Genomic DNA, 21635 nt, shown 5'->3' with positions numbered 1-21635 from the left:
GAGCGCATCCCCGCAGGCCGCCCCGGGCGGCGGCACCATGAGCCCGCGTCACATCGGCCTGGCGGTCCTGGTGGCCGCCGTCTGGGGCCTCAACTTCGTCCTCATCCACGTCGGACTCCAGAACTTCCCACCGCTGCTGTTCTGCGCCCTGCGGTTCACGGTGGTCGCCGTCCCCGCGATCTTCTTCGTGGGCCCGCCGAAGGTCGCCCTGCGCTGGGTGCTCGCGGTCGGGACGGTGCTCGGCGTGGTCAAGTTCGGCCTGCTCTTCCTGGGCATGCACGCCGGGATGCCGGCCGGCCTCTCCTCCCTGGTGCTGCAGGGGCAGGCGGTCTTCACCGCGCTGTTCGCCGGTGTGTTGCTGGGCGAGCGGCCCGGCGCCCAGCGGCTGACCGGCCTGGCCGTCGCCTTCGCCGGAATCGGGCTGAGTGCCGTCGACCGCGGCCTCGGCGGGCCGCTCGGGGCGTTCGCCCTGGTCGTGCTGGCCGCGGCCGCCTGGGGGCTGTCCAACGTGCTGACCCGCAAGGCCGCCCCGCCGGACGCGCTGCGCTGGATGGTCTGGGTCAGCGCGGTGCCGCCGCTGCCGCTGCTCGGCCTCTCGCTGCTGGTCGAGGGCCCGGCGGCCGACCTGCGCGCGCTGCGCGGGATCGACCTCGCCGGCCTCGGCGCGATCGGCTACGTCGGGCTGGTCTCCACCCTGTTCGGGTTCGTCGCCTGGAGCTACCTGCTGCGCAGCTACGACGCCACCGCCGTGGCGCCCTACTCGCTGCTGGTCCCGGTGTTCGGGATGTCCTCGGCCTGGCTGCTGCTCGGCGAGTCGGTCGGCCCGCTGGCCGCCGTCGCCGCGCTGCTGGTGATCGCCGGGATCGGCATCACCGCGCTGCGCCCGGCGGCGCTGTCCGGCGTGGCGCGGCGGTGGGCGGGGTGGTCGCCGCGTAGGCGGTCTCGGCCGTCCGCAGCGCTCGCAGCAGCGCGTCCTGCTCGGCGGGGCTGACCGGGCCGAAGTACTCCTGGGCCACCTCGTGCCGGACCAGGCCGATCCGCTCCACCGCCGACCGGCCGGCCGCGGTCAGCAGGATCCGCACGGCCCGCCGGTCGGCCGGGTCCGGGGCGCGCTCGACCAGGCCGGCCTCCTCCAGGGCGTCGACCACGGTGGTGGCCGAGCGGGGGGCGATGTGCAGCCGGTCGGCCAGGTCGCTCAGCCGCATCGCGCGGTCCGGGAGCTCGCAGCCCGGGGCGTGCGCGAGGGTGCGCAGCGCGCGGCCCTGGCCGGGGGTGATGCCGTAGGGCTCCAGCCGCTCGCTGGTGCGGCGGCGGATCCGCTTGATCGCCCGGGTCATCGCGTCGGCCAGTTCGGCGGCGGTGTCCGGCGCGGCCTGCGGGTCCGCGTCGAAGCCCGTGTCGGGGCCCGCGTGGCAGCCTGCGGCGGGATCCGGAGCGGGGGAGGAGCTCGCCGCGTCGTCGGTCGGCGTGGTGGTCATGGGCGGCTCTCCTCGGCAGGTGTCCGACCAAGGGTATCGGCCGGTCCCGGGGGTGCCCGGAAATATGTTGAGCAAGACTCAGTATCTGCGTTAGCGTAGTCCGTAAGTGAGGGCACCCTAAGTTCCCTCCCGTGATCCTGGAGGCCCCGTGCCCCGCTCCGAAGCCCGTGTCGCCACCGACCGTTCCGCCCGCTACGCCAAGCAGCTCGCCGCCCACATGGGCCGCAAGATCCAGGCCGACTGGTCCGAGGAGACCGGCCACGGCACCCTCGTCTTCGGCGCCGGCACCGCCACGCTGGAGGCCGCCCCCGACGCGCTGCTGCTCGCGGTCGAGGGCGAGACCGAGAACCTGCCCGGACTGGAGGACGTCGTCGGCCGCCACCTGGTCCGCTTCGGCGCCCGCGACGAACTGGTCGTCGAATGGCGCCGCGACAACGGCGAGGCCGGCCTCGTCCACCGCAACGACGAGGCGCCGGCCGAGGGCTGACCTGTCGGTTGGCCTCCCGGCTGGTCTCCCGGGCGGCGCTCAGCGCTCCGGACGCGCCGGCTCAGCGCTCCGGACGCCGCCGGCGTGCGGCGGGCCGGCCGGTGAGCGGCCACCGGGCGAGTGTCCACAGGACCAGCCCGCCCAGGCACCAGCTGGCCACCACGTCCAGCAGCCAGTGGTAGTCGCTCCACACCAGCCCGAACCCGACGCCCGCCGCCAGGCCCGCCGCCGCGGCGGCGAGCACCCGCCGCTCCCGCGGACCGGCCGTCCGGGCCAGCAGCAGCGCCGCCACCCCGTAGCCCAGCGCGGCGGTCGCGGTGTGGCCGGAGGGGTACCAGCCCCACTGGTCCGCCGCCAGCGGCAGCCCGAACGGGCCGGGCCGGGCGAACCAGGCCTTGGCCGGCACCACCAGCAGCGGGATCAGTCCGGCCGTCAGCACCGCCACCGGCACCGGCAGCCACCACCGGGCAAAGCCCGCCCGGAACTCCCGCCAGGCCGCCACCGCCCCGCCCAGCAGCAGTACCGGTACCGCCACCGAGCCCCCGCCCAGGTCGGAGAACGCCTTGCCGAAGTGGTTGAGCAGGGTGCTGTGCAGCGTGTGCCGGGTCTCCCGGACGCCGTGCCGGACCCACCGGTCCAGGCCCAGCAGCGGCCCGTCCACGGCGACCTGCCAGGACACCAGCAGGAGCGCCACCGCGAGGACCACCGGCACCGCCGGGTGGGCGAGGACATGAGGCAGCCGCCCCGGAGCAGGGGGGAGAGCTCCGGGGCGGCCCTGATGATCGCCGTTCCGTGCGTCCCGGGGGGTGTGGGTCGGACGGCCGGTCGATCGGCTTGCGGTATGCACCGCCCCGTACGGGACGGCCTGGTTGTCCTCGCGGCCCTCGCGCGGAGCCGCCCCTGGAGGCGATGCCGCGGACGGATCCGCCCATGGCTGGGGCTCGCTGTCCATCTGTGATGACACTACGTCAAGGTCCCTGCGGGGCCGAGGAGCTTCAGCGATTCCGCACACCATCTTCACCGTCCGCGCCGGAGGCGTCACACCGGGTTCGAACCGAACGGCCGTGGGGACTGGGTCCCCACGGCCGCTCGGCGCTGTCCGGACATCCCTCCGGCGGGTCCTCGGGTGCCGCGTCACGGCCGCGGGCCGGCTCAGACGGCGGCGAAGGCGCTCTCGATGATGTCCAGGCCCTCGTTCAGCAGGTGCTCCGGCATGACCAGCGGCGGCAGGAAGCGCAGCACGTTGCCGTAGGTGCCGGCGGTCAGCACGACCAGGCCCTCGGCGTGGCAGGCCTTGGCGATGGCCGCGGTGACCTCCGCGTTCGGCTTCTTGCCGCCCGGCTTCACCAGCTCGACGGCGATCATCGCGCCGCGGCCGCGGACCTCGCCGATGATCTGGAACTTCTCCTGCATCGCCCGCAGGCGGCCCAGCATGATCTCGCCGATCCGCTGCGCCTTGCCGTTGAGGTCCAGCTCCTTCATGGTCTCGATGGAGCCCAGCGCGGCCGCGCAGGCCACCGGGTTGCCACCGTAGGTGCCGCCCAGGCCGCCCGCGTGCGCGGCGTCCATGATCTCGGCGCGACCGGTCACCGCGGCCAGCGGCAGACCGCCGGCGATGCCCTTGGCGGTGGTGATGAGGTCGGGGACGATGCCCTCGTCGTCGCAGGCGAACCACTGGCCGGTGCGGCAGAAGCCGGTCTGGATCTCGTCCGCGACGAACACGATGCCGTTGGCCTTCGCATACTCCACGATCGCCGGCAGGAAGCCCTTGGCCGGCTCGATGAAGCCGCCCTCGCCCTGGATCGGCTCGATGATGATCGCCGCGACGTTCTCGGCGCCGATCTGCTTGTTGATGATGTCGATCGCCTGGGCGGCGGCCTCGGCGGCGCAGTTCTCGGCACCGGTCAGCCAGCGGTAGGGGTAGGCCACCGGCACCCGGTGGATCTCCGGGGCGAACGGACCGAAGCCCTGCTTGTACGGCATGTTCTTCGCCGTCAGGCCCATGGTGAGGTTGGTGCGGCCGTGGTAGCCGTGGTCGAACACCACCACGGCGGTGCGCTTGGTGTAGGCGCGGGCGATCTTCACCGCGTTCTCGACCGCCTCGGCGCCCGAGTTGAACAGCGCGGTGCGCTTCTCGTGGTCGCCCGGGGTCAGCTCGTTGAGCTGCTCGGCCACGGCGACGTAGCCCTCGTACGGCGTCACCATGAAACAGGTGTGGGTGAAGGCGGCCAGCTGCTCGGAGGCCTTGGCCACGACGGCCTCGGCGCTGTTGCCGACGTTGGTCACGGCGATGCCGGAGCCGAAGTCGATCAGCGAGTTGCCGTCCACGTCCTCCAGCACGCCGCCGTTGGCGCGGGACACGTACACCGGCAGGGTGGTGCCGACGCCGGCCGCCACCGCACCCAGCTTGCGGGCCTGCAGCTCCTGCGACTTCGGACCGGGGATCGCGGTGACCAGGCGGCGCTCCTGCGGGAGCGGCGTTGCGGCGCTCATGGGTTTCTCCAGACTTCTCGGCTCGGTGGTTCGCAGGCTACGGGGGCGTTCACCGGCCGGGCATGCGCCACTCGGTAGCAGTGGGCCGTCCGACTTGTCCGGCGCGGCCAGCACGGACGGTGCCACTACCGGCAGCCTCCGCTCCACTACATTGAGCGCGGGCGTGTCGCCGGGGCGGCGGCATGGGTATGGGCGGCACCGACGGCGGTCGGGCCGGCGGGCGAGGGAACGGGGCCGTACATGGGACTGGACGGGGCGCGCAGCCACCACGAGCGGACCGCCGCCACCCCCCGCAGCCCGATGCCGCACCCGCGCCCCCCGGCCGGCGTGCCCTTCGACCTCGCCACCTGGGCCGCCGCCCCGCGGCCCGAGGCCGCCCCGGGCGTCTTCCGCCAGGGCCACCGGCAGCTCGACCCCGACCGCGCCGAGGCCGCCAAGGTCCCCACCTGGCCCCTCCTCCTCCGCGCGGGGCTGAACGCGGTGGTGGGGTGGCTGGCGTATCTCTACGGCACCCAGCTGCTGATGTACCTCTTGGTGTGGTTCGGCCGCCAGACCGGGATCGGCCCGCTCGCCGAGCCCTCCGAGGTGGGGGCGATGCTCACCCTGCTGATCGCCAATCTGGCGGTGCTCGCCGTCGTCATCAAGGTCTTCGGCCGGATGGGCCGGTGGGTGGAGGTGTGGCGGCGGTACGCGGTGCCGTTGCTGTCGCGGACGGTGACGGAGGAGGTGCCGGCCACCGAGGAGGAGCAGACGGAGGCGGCCCGGCAGCGGGATCCGTGGACGGTGCTGCGGCAGGGCGGGGCAGCGGCGGCGGCCGGGCGGCTGGACGGCGAGGCGGTCGGGGACGTCGACTACGTGCGGATCCAGCGGGCCTGGGAGTCGGCCCAGGCGGACCCGGCCTTCCTGCCCGCCTTCGTCGAGCAGGTGTCGCTGCGCGGCGCGGCGGCGTTCGCGCACCCCTCGGAGACGCGCGAGCTGCCGGGCCGGGCGGAGCGGCACGACCTGCTGCTGGGCCAGGTGCGGCTGGGTACCGCGCAGGACGTGCCGAAGAACCCGCTGACCCACCGGGCGGCCGGTTTCGCGCTGGACCCGGCGGTGCTGGGCACCTCGCTGCTGGCGGTGGGCCCGGCCGGGACCGGGAAGACGGCGCGGCTGGCCCGCCCGGTGGCCGAGGCGCTGTGCCTGCAGGCGCTGGCCGGGACGGCCTGCGCGGTGGTGATCGGGTCGGCGGACGCGGATCTGGGGCCGGACGCCTGGTACGACGTGGTGATCGCCCCGGGCGACGCCGCGTCCCGCTACGGCCTGGACCTGTACGGCGCGGCGCAGGACCCGGACGAGGCGGCGGCCCGGCTGGCCGAGGCGCTGCTGCCGGACGAACTGACGGCGCGCGCCGAGACGGCCCGGACGGCCCTGCAGCAGATGGTCGGCCCGTTCCACGCCGCGTTCGGCCGCTACCCGGGCGTGCGCGAGCTGCGGGCTCTGCTCGCCGGTGAGCCGGAGGCGCTGGAGGCCCTGGTGAAGGGGTTGCGGGCGGCGGGACGGCTGGGCTCGTTCGAGCGGGACCTGGAGCACCGGGAGCGCCAGCGTGGCCGGGCGGACGATCCGGGGGCGCTGCTGGCGGACCGGCTGGCGCTGCTGGACCGGCCGGCCTTCGAGGGGGCCTTCGCGACGGACGGCACGGGCCGTCCGCCGTTCGCGATGCGGGTGCTGGACCACCCGCTGCGAGTGCGGGTGAAGCTGCCGGAGCGCAGCCATCCGGAGGCGGCGCGGATGCTGTCGCGGCTGCTGGTGGGCCAGTTCGTGCAGGCGGCCGGGGCGCGGCAGGACCGGTCGCTGTTCGCGGGCCTGGTGGTGGACGACGCCTCGGCGGCCCTGGATTCCGGCATCGTGCGCGGGGTGCAGCGGCTGCGCGGGGCGAACGCCGGGGTGCTGCTGCTGCTGCGGTCCCTGGTGGACCTGCCGGAGGCGCTGCGGGCGCCGCTGTTCGGGGCGGTGGGCTGCCGGGCGGCGTTCCCGGGCATCGCGCCGTGGGACGGCCGGCTGTTCTCGGAGGCCTGGGGCACGCACCTGGTCCGCGAGACGGCGGTGACGCTGGCCCCGGACACCTCGGGCGGGATCGTGCGGCGGGCCGGGCGGCTGGGACGCAAGGCGCTGTCGGGGACGACGGCGCAGACGGAGTCGGTGACCACCCGGGAGGTGGAGCGGCTGCGGTGGTCGCCGTCGGACCTGGCGCACGCGCTGCCGGCGGGGCACGCGGTGGTGTCGCTGACGGCGGTGTCGGGGGAGCAGGTGCCTCCGCTGCTGGTGGACCTCCGGGGCTGACGCCCGCCCGCGAAGCCCACCCGAAGCCCCGAAGCCTGCCCGAAGCCCGCCCGAAGCCCGCCCGAAGCTCGCCTTCGAGGTGGATTCGGCAGTGCCGGTTGTCCGGGGCGTCCATAATGAGAAGAGGGATTCCCCCCAAGGACCCCCAGCCCTTTTCTCGCCCGGCCGCAACGGCGCGGTCGGGTCGCTCCCTCGAAGGTGCCATGCCCCCCACACTTGCCTCCGTCGTCCGCAACACCTCGCTCCATCTGACGGTCCTCGCCGGTGCGGACCACCTGGAGCGGCCGGTCCGCTGGGTGCACACCAGTGAGCTGGACGATCCGACGCCCTTCCTGGAGGGCGGCGAACTGCTGCTCACCACCGGCATCAAGCTGGGCCGCACCGCCGCCCAGTTGCAGGCGTACGTGCACCGGCTGGCCGACGCGGGGGTGGTCGGGCTGGGGCTCGGGGTGGGGCTCTCGCACACGGAGGTGCCGCAGCCGCTGGTGGACGCGGCGGCGCAGCGCGGGCTGCCGCTGCTGCGGGTGCCGGAGCCGACGCCGTTCATCGCGATCAGCAAGGTGGTGTCGGCGGCGCTGGCCGCCGAGCAGTACGAGGCGGTGACGACCAGCTTCGAGGCGCAGGAGGAGCTGACCCGGGCCGCGCTGGGCAAGGACGGCACGACGGCGGTGGTGCGCCGGCTGGCGGCCCGGCTGGGCGGCTGGGCGGCGCTGTACGACGGTTCGGGCGCCCTCTCGGTGGTGGCGCCGGACTGGGCGGCGCGCCGGGCCGGGCGGCTGGCCGCGGAGGTGGACCGGCTGCGGCGGCGTCCGGCGCCGTCGAGTGCCGCGCTGCAGGGCCGCGCGCCGGGGATAGACACGGCGGACGAGGACTACGTGGTGGTCCAGTCGCTGGGTGCGGACCGGCGGGCCCGCGGGTTCCTGGCGGTGGGGACCGAGGACCGGATCACGCCGACCGAGCGGTACGTGCTGAACGCGGCGGTGGCGCTGCTGACGCTGACCCTGGAGCGGTCGCGGGAGCTGCGGCAGGCCGAGGAGCGGATGGGCGCGGCGCTGCTGCGGATGGTGCTGGCCGGGGAGGTGGCGACCGCGCGACTGGTGGCGGCGGGCCTGTTCGGCGGGCTGCCGGAGGGGACCGTCCGGGTGCTGGTGGCCGGGGCCGGCCAGGGCGTGGACGCCGCGGAGCCGCTCGGCGAGCTGGGCGACCGGGCCGAGCAGGCCGGTGCGCGGGTCGGCGAGAAGCTGCTGGTGGCGCGGGAGGACGGCGCGCACGGGCCGCGGCTGATGGTGCTGGCGCTGGACAACGGCGCGGTGCACCGGGCCTGCCTGGGCGTGGTGGAGGAGCACGAGGGTCTGTCGCTGGGGGTCTCGGCGCCGGCCGCGCTGGAGGACGCCGGGACGGCGCACGCGCAGGCCGAGCGGGCCCTGGCGGTGGCGCTGCGCGGTGGCCGGCGGTCGGTGGACCACGAGGAGGTCGGCGCGGGTTCGCTGCTGCCGCTGCTCGGGGAGGACGCCGTGACGGCCTTCGCCGAGGGGCTGCTGCGGCCGCTGCGGGAGCACGACCGGACGGCGCGCGGCGATCTGGTGGCCTCGCTGCGGGCGTGGCTGTCCCGGCACGGGCAGTGGGACGCGGCGGCGGCCGACCTCGGTGTGCACCGGCACACCCTGCGGTACCGGATGCGGCGGGTGGAGGAGTTGCTGGGGCGGTCGCTGGACGACACGGACGTCCGGATGGAACTCTGGCTGGCGCTGCGCTCGGGCGAGGAGTAGCCGAACCCGCCCGGAGCCGCCTGGACCCCCGGCAGGAGTCGGCAGGAGTCGGCTGGACGCGGTGGAGTGACTGCGCGGGCGAACGCTACTCCGTGTCCAATCCGCTCGGCGCGCCGACCGCCCTACCCTCGGTTGCGGCTCCACGTCCGTGGGGTCGTGAGGACGACGAGGAGAGGGCCGGTACCACGGTGACCACCACGTACGATTTCTGGCTGGCCGGGCGCCGGGCGAGCGGCGACGCCGACTTCGAGGTGCACAACAGCTGGGACGGCCGCCTGGTCGGCAAGGTGAGCATCCCCACCGAGGCGCAGGTCGAGGAGGCCCTGGAGGCCGCCGTCGCCGCGCTGCCGGTGTTCGCCGCGACCCCGGCGCACGTGCGGTCCGCCGCCCTGGACCACGTGGCCCGGCGGCTGGCCGAGCGCACCGAGGAGATCGCCCAGCTGATCACCGCCGAGAACGGCAAGCCGATCAAGTGGGCCCGCGGCGAGGTCGGCCGTGCGGTCTCGGTGTTCCGCTGGGCCGCCGAGGAGGCCCGCCGGACCAACGGCGAGACCATGCGGCTGGACACCGACCCGGGCGGCGTGGGCCGCTTCGCGCTGGTGCGCCGCTTCCCGCGCGGCGTGGTGCTGGGGATCGCCCCGTTCAACTTCCCGCTGAACCTGGTCGCCCACAAGGTCGCCCCGGCGATCGCGGTCGGCGCGCCGATCATCCTCAAGCCGGCCCCGGCGACCCCGCTGTCGGCCATGGTGCTGGGCGAGATCCTGGCCGAGACCGAGCTGCCGGCCGGTTCCTGGAGCGTCCTGCCGGTCCCGAACGACCGGATGCCGGCCCTGGTGCAGGACCCGCGGCTGCCGGTGATCTCGTTCACCGGCTCGGACAAGGTCGGCTACCAGATCATGGACTCGGTGCCGCGCAAGCACACCACCCTGGAGCTGGGCGGCAACGCCGCGGCCGTGGTGCTCGCCGACTGGTCCTCCGAGGCGGACCTGGACTGGGCGGCCACCCGGATCGCGATGTTCGCCAACTACCAGGGCGGCCAGTCCTGCATCTCGGTGCAGCGGGTGATCGCCGACGCCTCGGTGTACGACGCGCTGGTGGAGAAGGTCGTCGCCAAGGTGCGGACCCAGGTCACCGGTGACCCGAAGGACGACGCGACGGACGTCGGCCCGCTGGTCGACGAGAACGCCGCCAAGCGCGTCGAGTCCTGGGTGGACGACGCGGTGGCCAAGGGCGCGAAGCTGCTCACCGGCGGCACCCGCGAGGGCGCGACCTACGCCCCGACGGTGCTGTCCGAGCTGCCGGCGGACGCGATCCTGGCGACCTGCGAGGTGTTCGGTCCGGTGCTGTCGCTGCACAAGGTGGACGGGGTGGACGAGGCCTTCGCCGCCGTCAACGACTCGCCGTTCGGCCTGCAGGCGGGCGTGTTCACGCACGACCTGCAGACCGCCTTCCGCGCCCACCGGGAGCTGGAGGTCGGCGGTGTGATCATCGGCGACGCGCCGTCCTACCGCGCCGACCAGATGCCGTACGGCGGCGTCAAGGACTCCGGCGTCGGCCGCGAGGGCGTCAAGTACGCGATGGACGACTACACCGTCGAGAAGGTCATGGTCCTCACCGGCCTGGACCTCTGAGCACGGGTGAGGAAGGGCCCGGCCGCCGCGTGCGGCCGGGCCTTTCCGCGTGCCTGAGCAGCGCCCGGGCTCAGCCGTGGCCGGCGGCGGCCGCGACGGCCTCGGCGACGGTGGCGTTGCCGGCGACCAGGTCCGGGGTCTGCCCGGCGGTGCCGGGTTCGTGCAGCAGCGCGGCGAGCACGGCGGCGACGTCCTGCCGGTCGACGGAGCCGCGCGGGAGGTCGGGGGCGAGCCGGACCAGGCCGGTGCCGGGGCCGTCGGTGAGGCGGCCGGGGCGCAGCACCGTCCAGTCCAGCGTCGAGCGGGCCCGGACGGCGTCGTCGGCGGCGCCCTTGGCCCGGAGATAGGTCTCGAAGGTCTCGTCGGCGGGGTACCTGGCCCCGGCGTCGGCGCCCATCGAGGAGACGATGAGGTAGCGGCGGACACCGGCGAGTTCGGCGGCGTCGGCGAGCAGTACGGCGGCGTCCCGGTCGACGGTGAGCTTGCGGGCTGCGCCGCTGCCCGCACCGGCGCCGGCCGCGAAGACCACGGCGTCGGCGCCGTCGAGCAGCCGGGCGAGCTCGGGCGGGGTGGCGGCCTCCAGGTCGAGCAGCAGCGGTTCGGCGCCGGCGGCGACCAGGTCCTCGGTCTGTTCGGGGCGGCGGATGATCCCGGCGGGCCGGTCGCCGCGGTCGGCGAGCAGCCGTTCGAGCCGGCGGGCGATCTGTCCGTGGCCCCCGGCGATGACGATGCGCATGGCTCCGACGGTAGCCCGCGGCGGGGGCGGCGTCCTGGGGAGCCGCCACAGCCGCCGGAGCCGCCGGATCGGGGGAGCCCGTGGTGCGGGGGAGGGTGCCGGGCAGGCCACAATGGGCGCATGACTTCGCTCGCCCACCCGCAGCTGCGGTTCACCCCCGAGGTGACCGACCCCTCCGGCCCCCGGGAGCTGGTGATCCTCGGCTCCACCGGATCGATCGGTACCCAGGCCATCGACGTGGTCCTCCGCCACCCGGACCGGTTCCGGGTGGTGGCCCTGTCGGCGGCCGGCGGCCGGGTGGAGCTGCTCGCCGAGCAGGCGGTGCGGCTGGGCGTGCACACCGTCGCGGTGGCCGATCCGGCGGCCGAGCCGGCGCTGCGCGAGGTGCTGGCGGCGAAGGCCGCCGGCGGCCCGCTGCCGACCGTGCTGGCCGGTCCGGACGCGGCGACCGAGCTGGCGGCGATGGAGTGCCACTCGGTGCTGAACGGCATCACCGGCTCGATCGGCCTGCGCCCGACGCTGGCCGCGCTGCGGGCCGGCCGGGTGCTGGTGCTGGCCAACAAGGAGTCGCTGATCGTCGGCGGCCCGCTGGTGAAGGCGCTCGCGCGGCCGGGGCAGATCGTCCCGGTGGACTCGGAGCACGCCGCGCTGTTCCAGGCGCTGGCCGGCGGCACCCGGGCCGAGGTCCGCAAGCTGGTGGTGACCGCGAGCGGCGGCCCGTTCCGCAACCGCGGGCGCGCCGAGCTGGCCGGGGTCACGCCGGCGGACGCGCTGGCGCACCCGACCTGGGCGATGGGCCCGGTCGTCACGATCAACTCGGCCACCCTGGTGAACAAGGGCCTGGAGGTGATCGAGGCGCACCTGCTCTACGACGTGCCGTTCGACCGGATCGAGGTCGTGGTCCATCCGCAGTCGGTCGTGCACTCGATGGTGGAGTTCACGGACGGTTCCACGCTGGCGCAGGCCAGCCCGCCGGACATGCGGATGCCGATCGCGCTCGGCCTGGGCTGGCCGGACCGGGTGCCGGACGCGGCCCCGGCCTGCGACTGGACGAAGGCGGCGACCTGGGAGTTCTTCCCGCTGGACGACGAGGCCTTCCCGGCGGTCGAGCTGGCCCGCGAGGTCGGCACCCTGGGCGGCACCGCCCCGGCGGTCTTCAACGCGGCCAATGAGGAGTGTGTGGAGGCCTTCCTGAACGGCCGCCTCGCCTTCACCGGGATCGTGGACACTGTGGCGAAGGTCGTCGCCGAGCACGGTACGCCGGCCCGGGGAACTTCCCTGACGGTGGAGGACGTCCTGCACGCGGAGGACTGGGCGCGCGCCCGGGCCCGCGAACTCGCGGCGGGCTGAGGGCACACCGTCGGGCGGCGTCGTCCAAACGGGGCGGCACAGCGTCGGACGGCGTCGTCCGGACGACCGGTACGACGACAGGATGAGCGGAGCGGCATGACGGAGGAGCAGCGGTGGCAACGGTGATGACGGTGGTCGGCATCCTGGTCTTCGTACTGGGACTGCTCTTCTCGATCGCCTGGCACGAGCTCGGCCACCTCTCCACGGCCAAGCTGTTCGGCATTCGGGTGCCGCAGTACATGGTCGGCTTCGGCCCGACCGTCTGGTCGCGGCAGAAGGGCGAGACCGAGTACGGCCTCAAGGCCGTCCCGCTGGGCGGGTACATCCGGATGATCGGGATGTTCCCGCCGGGCGCCGACGGGCGGATCACCCAGCGCTCCACCTCGCCCTGGCGGACCATGATCGAGGACGCCCGCGAGGCCTCCTACGAGGAGGTCAAGGAGGGCGACGAGACCCGGCTGTTCTACACGCGCAAGCCGTGGAAGCGCGTGATCGTCATGTTCGCCGGGCCGTTCATGAACCTCCTGCTCTCCTTCGGGCTCTTCCTCACCGTGATGATGGGCTTCGGCGTCTCGATGTCGGTGCCGACCATCGGCACCGTCTCGGAGTGCGTCGTCAAGGCCGGCCGGCCCACCGACACCTGCCCGGCGGACGCGCCCGCGGCGCCCGCCTTCCAGGCCGGGCTCAAGCCGGGCGACCGGGTGGTGTCCTTCGACGGCGACCGGATCGGCAGCTACGAGCAGCTCCAGAACGACATCCGGAAGTCGGCCGACAAGAAGGTCGACCTGGTGGTCGAGCGCGGCGGGCAGCAGCTCACCCTCACCCCGACCATCGCCGTGAACGACGTGCAGAAGTACGACGCCGACGGCCTGCCGGTGAAGGGCGAGACGGTGCGGGCCGGCTTCCTCGGCTTCACCCCGACCACGGGCGTGGTGCGGCTCGGCTTCGGCCAGTCCCTCGACCGGATGTACGACATGGCGGAGAACGGCGTGGAGTCGCTCGCCGCGCTGCCCGGCAAGATCCCCGGCCTGTGGCACTCGGTGGTCGACGGCGCCCCGCGCGAGGCCGACTCGCCGATCGGCATGGTCGGCGCGGCCCGGGTGAGCGGCGAGGTGTTCGCGCTCGACATCCCCGGCAGCCAGCGGGTCGCCTACTTCGTCAATCTGCTCGCCGGGATCAACCTGTCGCTGTTCCTCTTCAACATGCTGCCGCTGCTGCCGCTGGACGGCGGTCACATCGCGGGCGCGCTCTGGGAGTCGGCCCGCCGCCGGTTCGCCCGGCTGGTCCGCCGGCCCGACCCCGGCCCGTTCGACGTGGCCCGGCTGATGCCGCTCGCGTACGTCGTGGCCAGTGTGTTCATCGGCTTCACCCTGCTCGTCCTCGTCGCCGACCTGGTGAACCCCGTCAAGATCAGTTGAGCCGGTGGGCCGGTGGGTGCGCGGGCGCCCGATTCCGTGCCGTACCGTTGGAGCCCGGGCGTGCGATCGTCGGCGCGCCCGGGTTCGGCCGTCCCAGCGGTCGGGCCGACCACACCTCTACCCCGGGGAACCCTGCGCACATGACCGCGATCTCGCTCGGTATTCCGTCTCTGCCGCTCAAGCCGCTCGCCCAGCGCCGTGTCTCCCGCCAGATCATGGTCGGCAACGTGCCGGTCGGCGGCGACGCCCCGATCTCCGTGCAGTCCATGACGACCACGCTGACCTCGGACATCAACGCCACGCTGCAGCAGATCGCGGAGCTCACCGCCTCCGGCTGCCAGATCGTGCGGGTCGCCGTCCCCTCCCAGGACGACGCCGACGCGCTGCCGATCATCGCCAAGAAGTCGCAGATCCCGGTGATCGCCGATATCCACTTCCAGCCGAAGTACGTCTTCGCCGCGATCGACGCCGGCTGCGCCGCGGTCCGCGTCAACCCGGGCAACATCAAGGCGTTCGACGACAAGGTCGGCGAGATCGCCAAGGCCGCCAAGGACGCCGGTGTGCCGATCCGGATCGGCGTCAACGCCGGTTCGCTCGACAAGCGCCTGCTGGAGAAGTACGGCCGGGCCACCCCCGAGGCGCTGGTCGAGTCCGCGCTCTGGGAGTGCTCGCTCTTCGAGGAGCACGACTTCCGCGACATCAAGATCTCGGTCAAGCACAACGACCCGGTCGTGATGATCAACGCCTACCGCCAGCTCGCCGCCGCCTGCGACTACCCGCTGCACCTCGGCGTCACCGAGGCCGGCCCCGCCTTCCAGGGCACCATCAAGTCCGCGGTCGCCTTCGGCGCGCTGCTGGCCGAGGGCATCGGCGACACCATCCGGGTCTCGCTGAGCGCCCCGCCGGCCGAGGAGATCAAGGTCGGCAACCAGATCCTGGAGTCGCTCGGCCTGCGCCAGCGCGGTCTGGAGATCGTCTCCTGCCCGTCCTGCGGCCGCGCCCAGGTCGACGTCTACAAGCTCGCCGAGGAGGTCACGGCCGGCCTGGAGGGCATGAACGTGCCACTGCGCGTCGCGGTCATGGGCTGCGTCGTCAACGGCCCGGGCGAGGCCCGCGAGGCCGACCTCGGTGTCGCCTCCGGCAACGGCAAGGGCCAGATCTTCGTCAAGGGCGAGGTCGTCAAGACCGTCCCCGAGTCCAAGATCGTGGAGACCCTGATCGAGGAGGCGTTCAAGATCGCCGAGCAGATGGAGGCCGAGGGCGTCGAGTCCGGCGCCCCGACCGTCACCGCCGGCGAGTGACCCACCCCGGTGTCGGGTAGGTCTCCGCGGTTCTTCCGGAAGCGGGGCCGTCCGTGCGCGGACGGCCCCGCGGCCGTACCCGGGTGGGGCTCGGGAGTAGGGTGCGGCCAGAGTCGTCTCAGTAAGGTGCTGTCGCGATGCTCGATCGAGGTGTGATGCTCCCCAGCTCGTTCCAGGCCGCCCGCGCCCTGGCGACCACCCGCGTGCTGGAACCGCCCGACCTCGCCGACGCCCTCGCCGTCCTCCGCCGCGACCCGGTCGCCAACGCCTTCGTCGCCACCCGGGTGGAGGCCGTCGGCCTCGACCCCTGGCGCCTCGGCGGCGAGATGTGGGGCTGGTACGACGAGCACGGCGAACTCGACGCCCTCTGCTACGCCGGGGCCAACCTGGTCCTGGTCGGCGCCGGCCCGCAGGCCGTCCAGGCCTTCGCCGAACGCGCCCGCCGCCAGGGCCGCCGCTGCTCCTCCATCGTCGGGCCGGCCGGGCCCACCGCGGCCCTCTGGGCGCTGCTGGAGCGCAGCTGGGGGCCGGCCCGCGAGGTCCGCGCGCACCAGCCGCTGCTGGCCACCACCGCGCCCTCCGCGGAGATCGCGCCGGACCCGCTGGTGCGGCGGGTGCGGCGGGACGAGGTCGACACCCTGATGCCGGCCTGCGTGGCGATGTTCACCGAGGAGGTCGGCGTCTCGCCGCTGGCCGGCGACGGCGGGCTGCTCTACCAGGCCCGGGTCGCCGAACTCGTCACCACCGGGCGCTCGTTCGCCCGTTTCGGGGAGGACGGCGAGGTCGTCTTCAAGGCGGAGATCGGGGCCGTCACCGAGGGCGCCTGCCAGATCCAGGGGGTCTGGGTCGCTCCCGGGCACCGGGGGAAGGGGCTCTCCGAGACCGGGATGGCCGCGGTGCTGGAGTTCGCGCTCGGCGAGGTCGCGCCGGTGGTGTCGCTGTACGTCAACGACTACAACCTGCGGGCGCGGGCCTCCTACCGGCGGGTGGGCTTCCGGGAGGTCGGGGCGTTCATGAGCGTGCTGTTCTGACCCGGGGCGTCCGGCCGCGTGGCGAGTCCGGCGGCGACGGGGGCGGGGTTGTCCGTGTGGATCACGTGGTGGGCGAGTGGGGAGTAACGTCCGGGGCATGGAACGGCTGACCGGGGTGACGGTGGGGCGGGTGAGGGTGGGGTGACCGGGGTGACCGGGGTGCGGATCGAGGCCATCGACCTCGCGGCGTGGGCTCCGCAGGCGCTCGACGTCCAGGCGGTGGCGTTCGGGCTCACGCCCGAGGAGGTCATGGTCCGGCTCCACATCGTCGGGCGGCACGCGCAGCAGCCCGGAGTGATCGCGTTCGGTGCGTTCAGCGCTGGTCGGCTGGTCGGCTTCGGGTACGGGATGCCGAACCGGCGCGAGCACTGGTGGAGCACGGTGATCGAGCCCTACCTGGCCGCCCGCGGGTACGGGGGCTGGTTGGACGGGGTCTTCGCCGTCACCGAACTGCACGTGCTGCCGGAGTTCCAGGGGCGGGGCGTCGGCTCGGCCCTCATCAGGACGCTGACCGGGTGGTCCGGGCTGGACCGCAGCATCCTCTCCGCGATCGACGCCGAGACGCCGGCCCGGCGGCTCTACCGGTCGCTCGGGTACCAGGACCTCGCGCGGGCCGTGCACTTCCCGAACACGGAGCGGCGCTACGCGGTGATGGGCGCCCCGCTGCCGCTCCGCGGGGCGGGCGGCCCGGGCCGCGTTCAGAGCGCGCCCGCGAACTCCAGGTAGAGCTCGGCGTCGGAGCGGCGGTCCGCGGTGAGGGCGGCCAGGGCGAGGTCGACGGCGCGGACCAGGGTCCAGCCGCGGAGGCGCTCGCGGTCCACGTCCAGCGCCTCGGAGAGCTGGTGCAGGCGGCGGCGGACGGCGGCCGGGACACCGGGGGAGCCGACGAGGGTGTCGGCGCGGTCCAGGACGAGGCGGGCCAGGTCGTAGGCGCGTTCGCCGACCAGCGGGCGGGGATCGATCGCGAGCCAGGGCGCGCGGTCGGCCGCGAGGACGTTGCCGTGGTGGAAGTCGCCGTGCAGGAGGAACTCCTCGGCGGCGGAGGCGGCGAGGGCGTCGGCGGTCTCCCGCGCCTCGGTGAGGAGCGGCTCGGCCTCGACGGGCAGCGCCTCGGCCCCGGCGGGCAAGGGTCTGGCGAGCAGGGCGGTGGCGGTGAGGGCCGGGAACGGGTGGTCCGGCAGGGCGGGCACCCAGAGGCGGTGCAGCAGGCTGGTGGCCTCCAGCATGGCCTTGGGCTCGGCGAGCGAACGCAGCGGGATCTCGCCGTGCAGGCGCTCCAGGAGCAGGACGGTCGTCGCGGGGTCGGGGGTGGCCGCGTCGAGGAGCAGCACGGCGCCGCGGCCGGCCCAGGTGGTGAGGGCCTCGGGCTCGTGGGCGGTCCCGGGGGTGCGGAGCGAGACCTTGAGGACGGCCGGGCTGAGGTCGTCCTCGCGGTGGACGTAGACGACCAGGCTGAGCGAGCCGCCCGGGTCCAGGACGCGGTCCGGGGTGAGGCCGAGCCGGGTGAGCTGGCCGGCGACCAGGGCCGGGAGTCCGGCCAGCCAGCGGTCCGCCCCGTCGGGGTCGGCGGCCGTGATGCTCCGTGTGAGCCGGTCGGGGACGGTGATCTGCCCTGCTGCTGCCGACATGCTGGCCTTCCGGTAGCGGTTCCCCCGTGGTGGTACGGGTCCATTGTCGGTGATGGGGCGGCCGGGGCGGGGTGGGGACGCGGGCGGGTCGGTGCCCGTCAGGGGGTCGGCGTGGGGGTCGGCGTCGGGGCGGGGGCCGGGGTGTCGACGGGGGCGGGGAGGCCGGGGAAGGGGGTCGGGGCGGCGCCCCAGCGCTGGGCGCGGAGGGCGGATTCGCGGAGGGCGTCGGCGGCGAGGGGGCGCTGGGCGGGGGTGACGGCGGCGACCAGGCCGGCGTAGACGGTGGTGAGCCGGGTTTCCAGGTGGGCGGCGAGCCGGGCGGCGGAGGCCGCGTCGGTGACCGGGAAGGGGAGCTGGTACCCGGCGGCCGCGGCGGTGGGGGTGGCGCCGGTGCCGGCGAGGAGGCGCTGCCAGGCGTCGCGGCGGGCCTGGTGGGCGGCCAGGGCGGTGCGGGCGTCGGCGCGCTGCTGGTCGTCGGGGAGGCGGGCGCCGACCACGCCGTAGCCGTAGACGGCGGCGTGTTCGGCGCTCAGGGCGTCCTGGAAGGGGGTGGCCGGGCCGCCGGCGGAGGGCGACGGGGCCGGGGCGGCGGCGGGGGCGGCGGCGCCGAGCGCGACGGCGTGCAGGACGCCGGCCGCCGAGACCGAGGCCAGCAGGCGGGCCAGCGTCGGGGAGGCGGCGCCGAGGTCGGCGAGGCGGGCCTGGGCGGTCTGCCGTTCGAGGGAGGCCAGGGCGGCGGGGGTGGTGACGGGCGGGGCGGACGCGGTGGTGCCGGTGGTGGTGCCGCCGGGTGTGGGGGAGCCGCTGGCGGTGCCGCCGGGTGAGGAGCTACCGCCGGGGGTGCCGCTGGGGCTGCCGCCGGGGAGGTGCCCGGCGAGGGCGGCGCGGTGGCGGGCGACGTCCTCGCGCAGCGCCTGGAGCTGCGCGGACTGCGGGAGCACGGCGTCGTAGCCGGCCAGCAGGGTGTCGGTGGCGGCGACGGCGCGCAGCCGGACCGGCGCGTCGGGGTCGGGCCGGTCGTGGTCGCCGGCCGGGCTCGCCGGGCTCGGGTCGTGCGTGTCGGTACAGGCGGTGAGGGCTCCGCCGGCGGTGAGGAGCAGTCCGAGGGCCAGGAAGCTCCGTCGGCTGGGCGGTTGCATGGGGTGTCACTCCGGGGCGTGTGCGGGAGGACGGCCTGCCCGCCTGCCCTCGATGGCGTGAATGATTACAGAATCCTCACGCCGATGGGCGTGGATTGCCTCGTCGGCGGGGGCGGGCGGGCAGTGTGACCTTGCTCGCACCGGGTGGGGCGGGGGTGGCGGGGCCGGGGGCGGAATCGGTGGTTGGGGGGTTCACCGGCTAGGCTTTGGGCCGAGCTGCCGCGACCCGGCCGCGCCGCGACGGCGCCGGGGGGCGCGGTGCGACCTTCTGACAACAGCAGACGCGGCCGAGGAGTCCACCCGGATGAGCACCACCCACATCGACCGGCTGCGTGCGTTGCTGGAGCCGCTGGCCGCGCAGGCGGGCCTGGATCTGGAGGACGTCAAGGTCACCCAGACGGGCAGCCGCCGCCAGGTGCAGATCGACGTGGACGCCGACGGCGGCGTGGACCTGGACACCGTGGCCGAGTTCAGCCGGGTGGTCGGCGAGGCCCTGGACGAGTCGGACGTGATGGGTTCCGGCGCGTACGTGCTGGAGGTCGGTTCGCCGGGCGCCGAGCGTCCGCTGGACGCGCCTCGGCACTGGATCCGCGCCGAGGGCCGGCTGGCCAAGATCCACCTGGTCGACGGCGGGGAGATCGTCGCCCGGGTGCTGGAGGCCGACGAGGACGGCGCGCTGGTCGAGGTGCAGCCGGTGAAGGGCCGCGGCCGGCCCAAGGAGCGCCGTCTGGAGTACGGCGAGGTCGCCCGTGCGCGTGTCCAGGTGGAGTTCAACCGCAAGGACGACGAGCAGTTGGACGACGAGCAGCTGGACGACGAGCAGCTGCTCGACGAGGGGGACGACGACGGTGCGGAGTGACGACCTGCGCACCAACCGCACCATGATGAACGTGACGAAAGACGAGGAGGCGTAGCCGTGGACATCGACATGAGTGCCCTGCGCACGCTGGTCAGCGAGAAGAACATCCCCTTCGGCCTCGTGGTCGAGTCGATCGAGTCGGCCCTCCTCACCGCGTACCACCGCACCGAGGGCTCGCGCCGCCGCGCCCGGGTCGAGCTGGACCGCAAGTCCGGCCATGTGACGGTCTGGGCCACCGAGGACGCGTCGGAGCTGGACGAGGGCGTCGAGCCGAAGGAGTTCGACGACACCCCGAGCGGCTTCGGCCGGATCGCTTCCAGCATCGGCATGCAGGTCATGATGCAGCGGCTGCGTGACGCCGCCGACGACCAGACCTTCGGCGAGTACGCGGGCAAGGAGGGCGACATCGTCACCGGTGTCGTCCAGCAGGGCAACGACCCGAAGAACGTGCTGGTCGACATCGGCAAGCTGGAGGCCATCCTGCCCCCGCAGGAGCAGGTCCCGGGCGAGGACTACCGCCACGGCACCCGGCTGAAGTGCTACGCCGTGGCCGTGCGCCGGGGCGTCCGCGGGGCGTCGGTGACGCTCTCGCGCACGCACCCCAACCTGGTGCGCAAGCTGTTCGCGCTGGAGGTCCCGGAGATCGCGGACGGCAGCGTCGAGATCGCCGCGATCGCCCGTGAGGCCGGCCACCGGACGAAGATCGCGGTCTGGTCGCGCCGCCAGGGGCTGAACGCCAAGGGCGCCTGCATCGGCCCGATGGGCGCCCGGGTGCGCGCGGTGATGGGCGAGCTGCACGGCGAGAAGATCGACATCGTCGACTGGTCGGAGGACCCGCGCGAGATGGTCGCCGCCGCGCTGTCCCCCGCCCGGGTGACCAGTGTGGAGATCGTCGACCTGGCGCAGCGCTCCGCCCGGGTGATCGTGCCGGACTACCAGCTGTCGCTGGCGATCGGCAAGGAGGGGCAGAACGCCCGTCTCGCCGCCCGCCTGACGGGGTGGCGGATCGACATCCGGCCGGACACCGAGGGCGTCGAGCAGGAATCCGCGACCCCGTAGTCGTTGTCGTCCCACCGTCCCGCCGTCCCCTCCGGGATCGGCGGGGCGGCGCCATGTCCCTTCGGAGGGGTAGACTTGCCTTCGTCTGGCCGGACGCACGTCCGAGCACGCCCGGAACGCACCTGCGTGGGCTGCCGCAAGCGCGCGGCCAAGCACCAGCTGTTGCGTGTCACGGCGGTCGAGGGCGTCTGCGTCCCTGATCCCCGTGGCGCACTGCCGGGCCGGGGCGCGCATCTGCATCCCGATCCGGCCTGCCTCGACCTCGCGGTCCGCCGACGGGCGTTCCCCCGGGCCTTCCGGCTCCAGGGCGCGCTCGACACCGGGCGGCTCCGCGAGTACATCGAGGAGCGGGTGAGCGACAGCTCCCCGTGACGGCTCGCCGCTCGCGCGGCGGAGAACCACCGCACCAAGCACGACGCGCGGGCGACTGCACGTCGTGCCACCAGTCAGGTACCTCGCGATGTGGAAGTAGGTCGAGATTGCGATGAGCACTCGATGAGTACGCGATGAGTACGCGATGGGTACGCCCATGAAGTAGCGACAGTCCGGCGGACGAGACCCCCGGACTCATAGACAGGAGTGAAGTGGCTAAGGTCCGGGTTTACGAACTCGCCAAGGAGCTTGGTTTGGAGAGCAAGGCCGTGATGGCCAAGCTCACCGAGCTGGGCGAGTTCGTCCGTTCGGCGTCCTCGACCATCGAGGCGCCGGTCGTACGCAAGTTGACTGACGCGCTTGGCGTTGCCCCCACCGGTGGTGGCTCCGCTGCCAAGCCGGGCCCGCGGAAGCCCGCGGCGCCCCAGCCCGCGGCCGGTTCGGCCGCGGGTGCGCCCAAGCCGGGTGCCCCGACCCCGGGTCCGCGCCCCGCCGCGGCCCCCGGTCCCCGTCCGACCCCCGCGGCCGCCGCCCCGGCGGCGCCGGCGGCCTGGCCGGTCGG

The 21635-nt window shown here is 74.4% G+C and carries 19 protein-coding genes and 1 pseudogene; 14 read left to right on the top strand and 6 right to left on the bottom strand.

Features of this window, described 5'->3' with window-relative positions:
- Positions 1–37: 37 nt before the first annotated feature.
- Complete coding sequence (locus ACFP3U_RS33625; RefSeq protein ID WP_380229563.1) at positions 38–991, top strand: EamA family transporter; 954 nt, start codon at positions 38–40, stop codon at positions 989–991.
- A 124-nt stretch (positions 992–1115) separates the two neighbouring features.
- On the opposite strand, the pseudogene ACFP3U_RS33620 reads toward ACFP3U_RS33625, so the two are convergent.
- Positions 1116–1337: pseudogene (locus tag ACFP3U_RS33620) on the bottom strand (MarR family winged helix-turn-helix transcriptional regulator); the annotation flags it as partial.
- 289 nt (positions 1338–1626) lie between these two features.
- Here ACFP3U_RS33620 and ACFP3U_RS33615 point away from each other — a divergent pair.
- Positions 1627–1965, top strand: a complete 339-nt coding sequence (locus ACFP3U_RS33615; RefSeq protein WP_380229552.1) for a DUF2218 domain-containing protein — start codon at positions 1627–1629, stop codon at positions 1963–1965.
- Positions 1966–2026: 61 nt separating this feature from the next.
- Here ACFP3U_RS33615 and ACFP3U_RS33610 read toward each other — a convergent pair whose 3' ends face one another.
- Both ACFP3U_RS33610 and gabT read right to left on the bottom strand, forming a co-directional pair.
- Positions 2027–2677: a phosphatase PAP2 family protein gene (locus ACFP3U_RS33610; protein ID WP_380229551.1), complete on the bottom strand. Its 651-nt coding sequence runs from the start codon at positions 2675–2677 to the stop codon at positions 2027–2029.
- A gap of 440 nt (positions 2678–3117) precedes the next feature.
- Positions 3118–4458, bottom strand: coding sequence for a 4-aminobutyrate--2-oxoglutarate transaminase (gene gabT / locus ACFP3U_RS33605; RefSeq protein ID WP_380229550.1), 1341 nt, complete (start codon positions 4456–4458; stop codon positions 3118–3120).
- 240 nt (positions 4459–4698) lie between these two features.
- Between gabT and ACFP3U_RS33600 the strand changes: the two genes are divergently transcribed.
- The 3 genes from ACFP3U_RS33600 (at position 4699) to ACFP3U_RS33590 (ending at position 10180) form a co-directional block, all read left to right on the top strand.
- Positions 4699–6780, top strand: coding sequence for an ATP-binding protein (locus tag ACFP3U_RS33600; RefSeq protein WP_380229549.1), 2082 nt, complete (start codon positions 4699–4701; stop codon positions 6778–6780).
- Between the two features lie 203 nt (positions 6781–6983).
- Positions 6984–8549, top strand: a complete 1566-nt coding sequence (locus ACFP3U_RS33595; protein ID WP_380229548.1) for a PucR family transcriptional regulator — start codon at positions 6984–6986, stop codon at positions 8547–8549.
- A gap of 188 nt (positions 8550–8737) precedes the next feature.
- Positions 8738–10180 carry an aldehyde dehydrogenase family protein gene (locus ACFP3U_RS33590; RefSeq protein WP_380229547.1) on the top strand — a complete coding sequence of 481 codons (1443 nt, stop codon included), beginning with the start codon at positions 8738–8740 and terminating at the stop codon, positions 10178–10180.
- Positions 10181–10250: 70 nt separating this feature from the next.
- Here the strand turns inward: ACFP3U_RS33590 and ACFP3U_RS33585 are convergent, their stop codons facing one another.
- A complete protein-coding gene (locus tag ACFP3U_RS33585) occupies positions 10251–10916 on the bottom strand; it encodes an NAD(P)H-binding protein (protein WP_380229546.1) in 666 nt (221 codons plus the stop codon).
- A 120-nt stretch (positions 10917–11036) separates the two neighbouring features.
- Between ACFP3U_RS33585 and dxr the strand changes: the two genes are divergently transcribed.
- The 5 genes from dxr to ACFP3U_RS33560 all read left to right on the top strand — a co-directional run bounded on the left by dxr (position 11037) and on the right by ACFP3U_RS33560 (position 16742).
- Positions 11037–12266 (top strand): 1-deoxy-D-xylulose-5-phosphate reductoisomerase, encoded by a 1230-nt coding sequence (dxr, locus tag ACFP3U_RS33580; protein ID WP_380229545.1) that lies wholly within the window; start codon positions 11037–11039, stop codon positions 12264–12266.
- Between the two features lie 113 nt (positions 12267–12379).
- Positions 12380–13684 carry a M50 family metallopeptidase gene (locus ACFP3U_RS33575; RefSeq protein ID WP_380229544.1) on the top strand — a complete coding sequence of 435 codons (1305 nt, stop codon included), beginning with the start codon at positions 12380–12382 and terminating at the stop codon, positions 13682–13684.
- 140 nt (positions 13685–13824) lie between these two features.
- Positions 13825–14985 carry a flavodoxin-dependent (E)-4-hydroxy-3-methylbut-2-enyl-diphosphate synthase gene (gene ispG / locus ACFP3U_RS33570; protein ID WP_380229543.1) on the top strand — a complete coding sequence of 387 codons (1161 nt, stop codon included), beginning with the start codon at positions 13825–13827 and terminating at the stop codon, positions 14983–14985.
- Between the two features lie 155 nt (positions 14986–15140).
- The gene (locus ACFP3U_RS33565; RefSeq protein ID WP_380229562.1) at positions 15141–16016 is read left to right on the top strand and encodes a GNAT family N-acetyltransferase; all 876 of its coding nucleotides are present in this window, start codon (positions 15141–15143) and stop codon (positions 16014–16016) included.
- Between the two features lie 141 nt (positions 16017–16157).
- Positions 16158–16742 (top strand): GNAT family N-acetyltransferase, encoded by a 585-nt coding sequence (locus ACFP3U_RS33560; RefSeq protein WP_380229542.1) that lies wholly within the window; start codon positions 16158–16160, stop codon positions 16740–16742.
- On the opposite strand, the gene ACFP3U_RS33555 is transcribed toward ACFP3U_RS33560, so the two are convergent.
- A complete protein-coding gene (locus tag ACFP3U_RS33555; protein WP_380229541.1) occupies positions 16715–17644 on the bottom strand; it encodes an aminoglycoside phosphotransferase family protein in 930 nt (309 codons plus the stop codon). The two genes, ACFP3U_RS33560 and ACFP3U_RS33555, sit on opposite strands and share 28 nt — an antisense overlap.
- A gap of 98 nt (positions 17645–17742) precedes the next feature.
- Entirely contained in the window at positions 17743–18783 is a 1041-nt protein-coding gene (locus ACFP3U_RS33550; protein WP_380229540.1) for a ferritin-like domain-containing protein, read from the bottom strand.
- Positions 18784–19087: 304 nt separating this feature from the next.
- Here ACFP3U_RS33550 and rimP point away from each other — a divergent pair, with 304 nt between their 5' ends.
- The 4 genes from rimP to ACFP3U_RS33530 form a co-directional block, all read left to right on the top strand.
- The gene (gene rimP / locus ACFP3U_RS33545) at positions 19088–19642 is read left to right on the top strand and encodes a ribosome maturation factor RimP (RefSeq protein WP_380229539.1); all 555 of its coding nucleotides are present in this window, start codon (positions 19088–19090) and stop codon (positions 19640–19642) included.
- A 57-nt stretch (positions 19643–19699) separates the two neighbouring features.
- Positions 19700–20701, top strand: a complete 1002-nt coding sequence (nusA, locus tag ACFP3U_RS33540) for a transcription termination factor NusA (RefSeq protein ID WP_380229538.1) — start codon at positions 19700–19702, stop codon at positions 20699–20701.
- Positions 20702–20827: 126 nt separating this feature from the next.
- On the top strand, positions 20828–21073 hold the full coding sequence (locus tag ACFP3U_RS33535) for a YlxR family protein (protein WP_380229537.1): 246 nt from the start codon (positions 20828–20830) through the stop codon (positions 21071–21073).
- Positions 21074–21285: 212 nt separating this feature from the next.
- Positions 21286–21635 (top strand): translation initiation factor IF-2 N-terminal domain-containing protein (locus tag ACFP3U_RS33530; RefSeq protein ID WP_380229536.1); only part of this gene is annotated, 350 nt, incomplete at its 3' end.

This window comes from Kitasatospora misakiensis (genome assembly GCF_042656005.1).
GTDB classification, from domain to species: domain Bacteria; phylum Actinomycetota; class Actinomycetes; order Streptomycetales; family Streptomycetaceae; genus Kitasatospora; species Kitasatospora misakiensis.
This window is presented reverse-complemented; position numbering and strand designations above follow the sequence as displayed.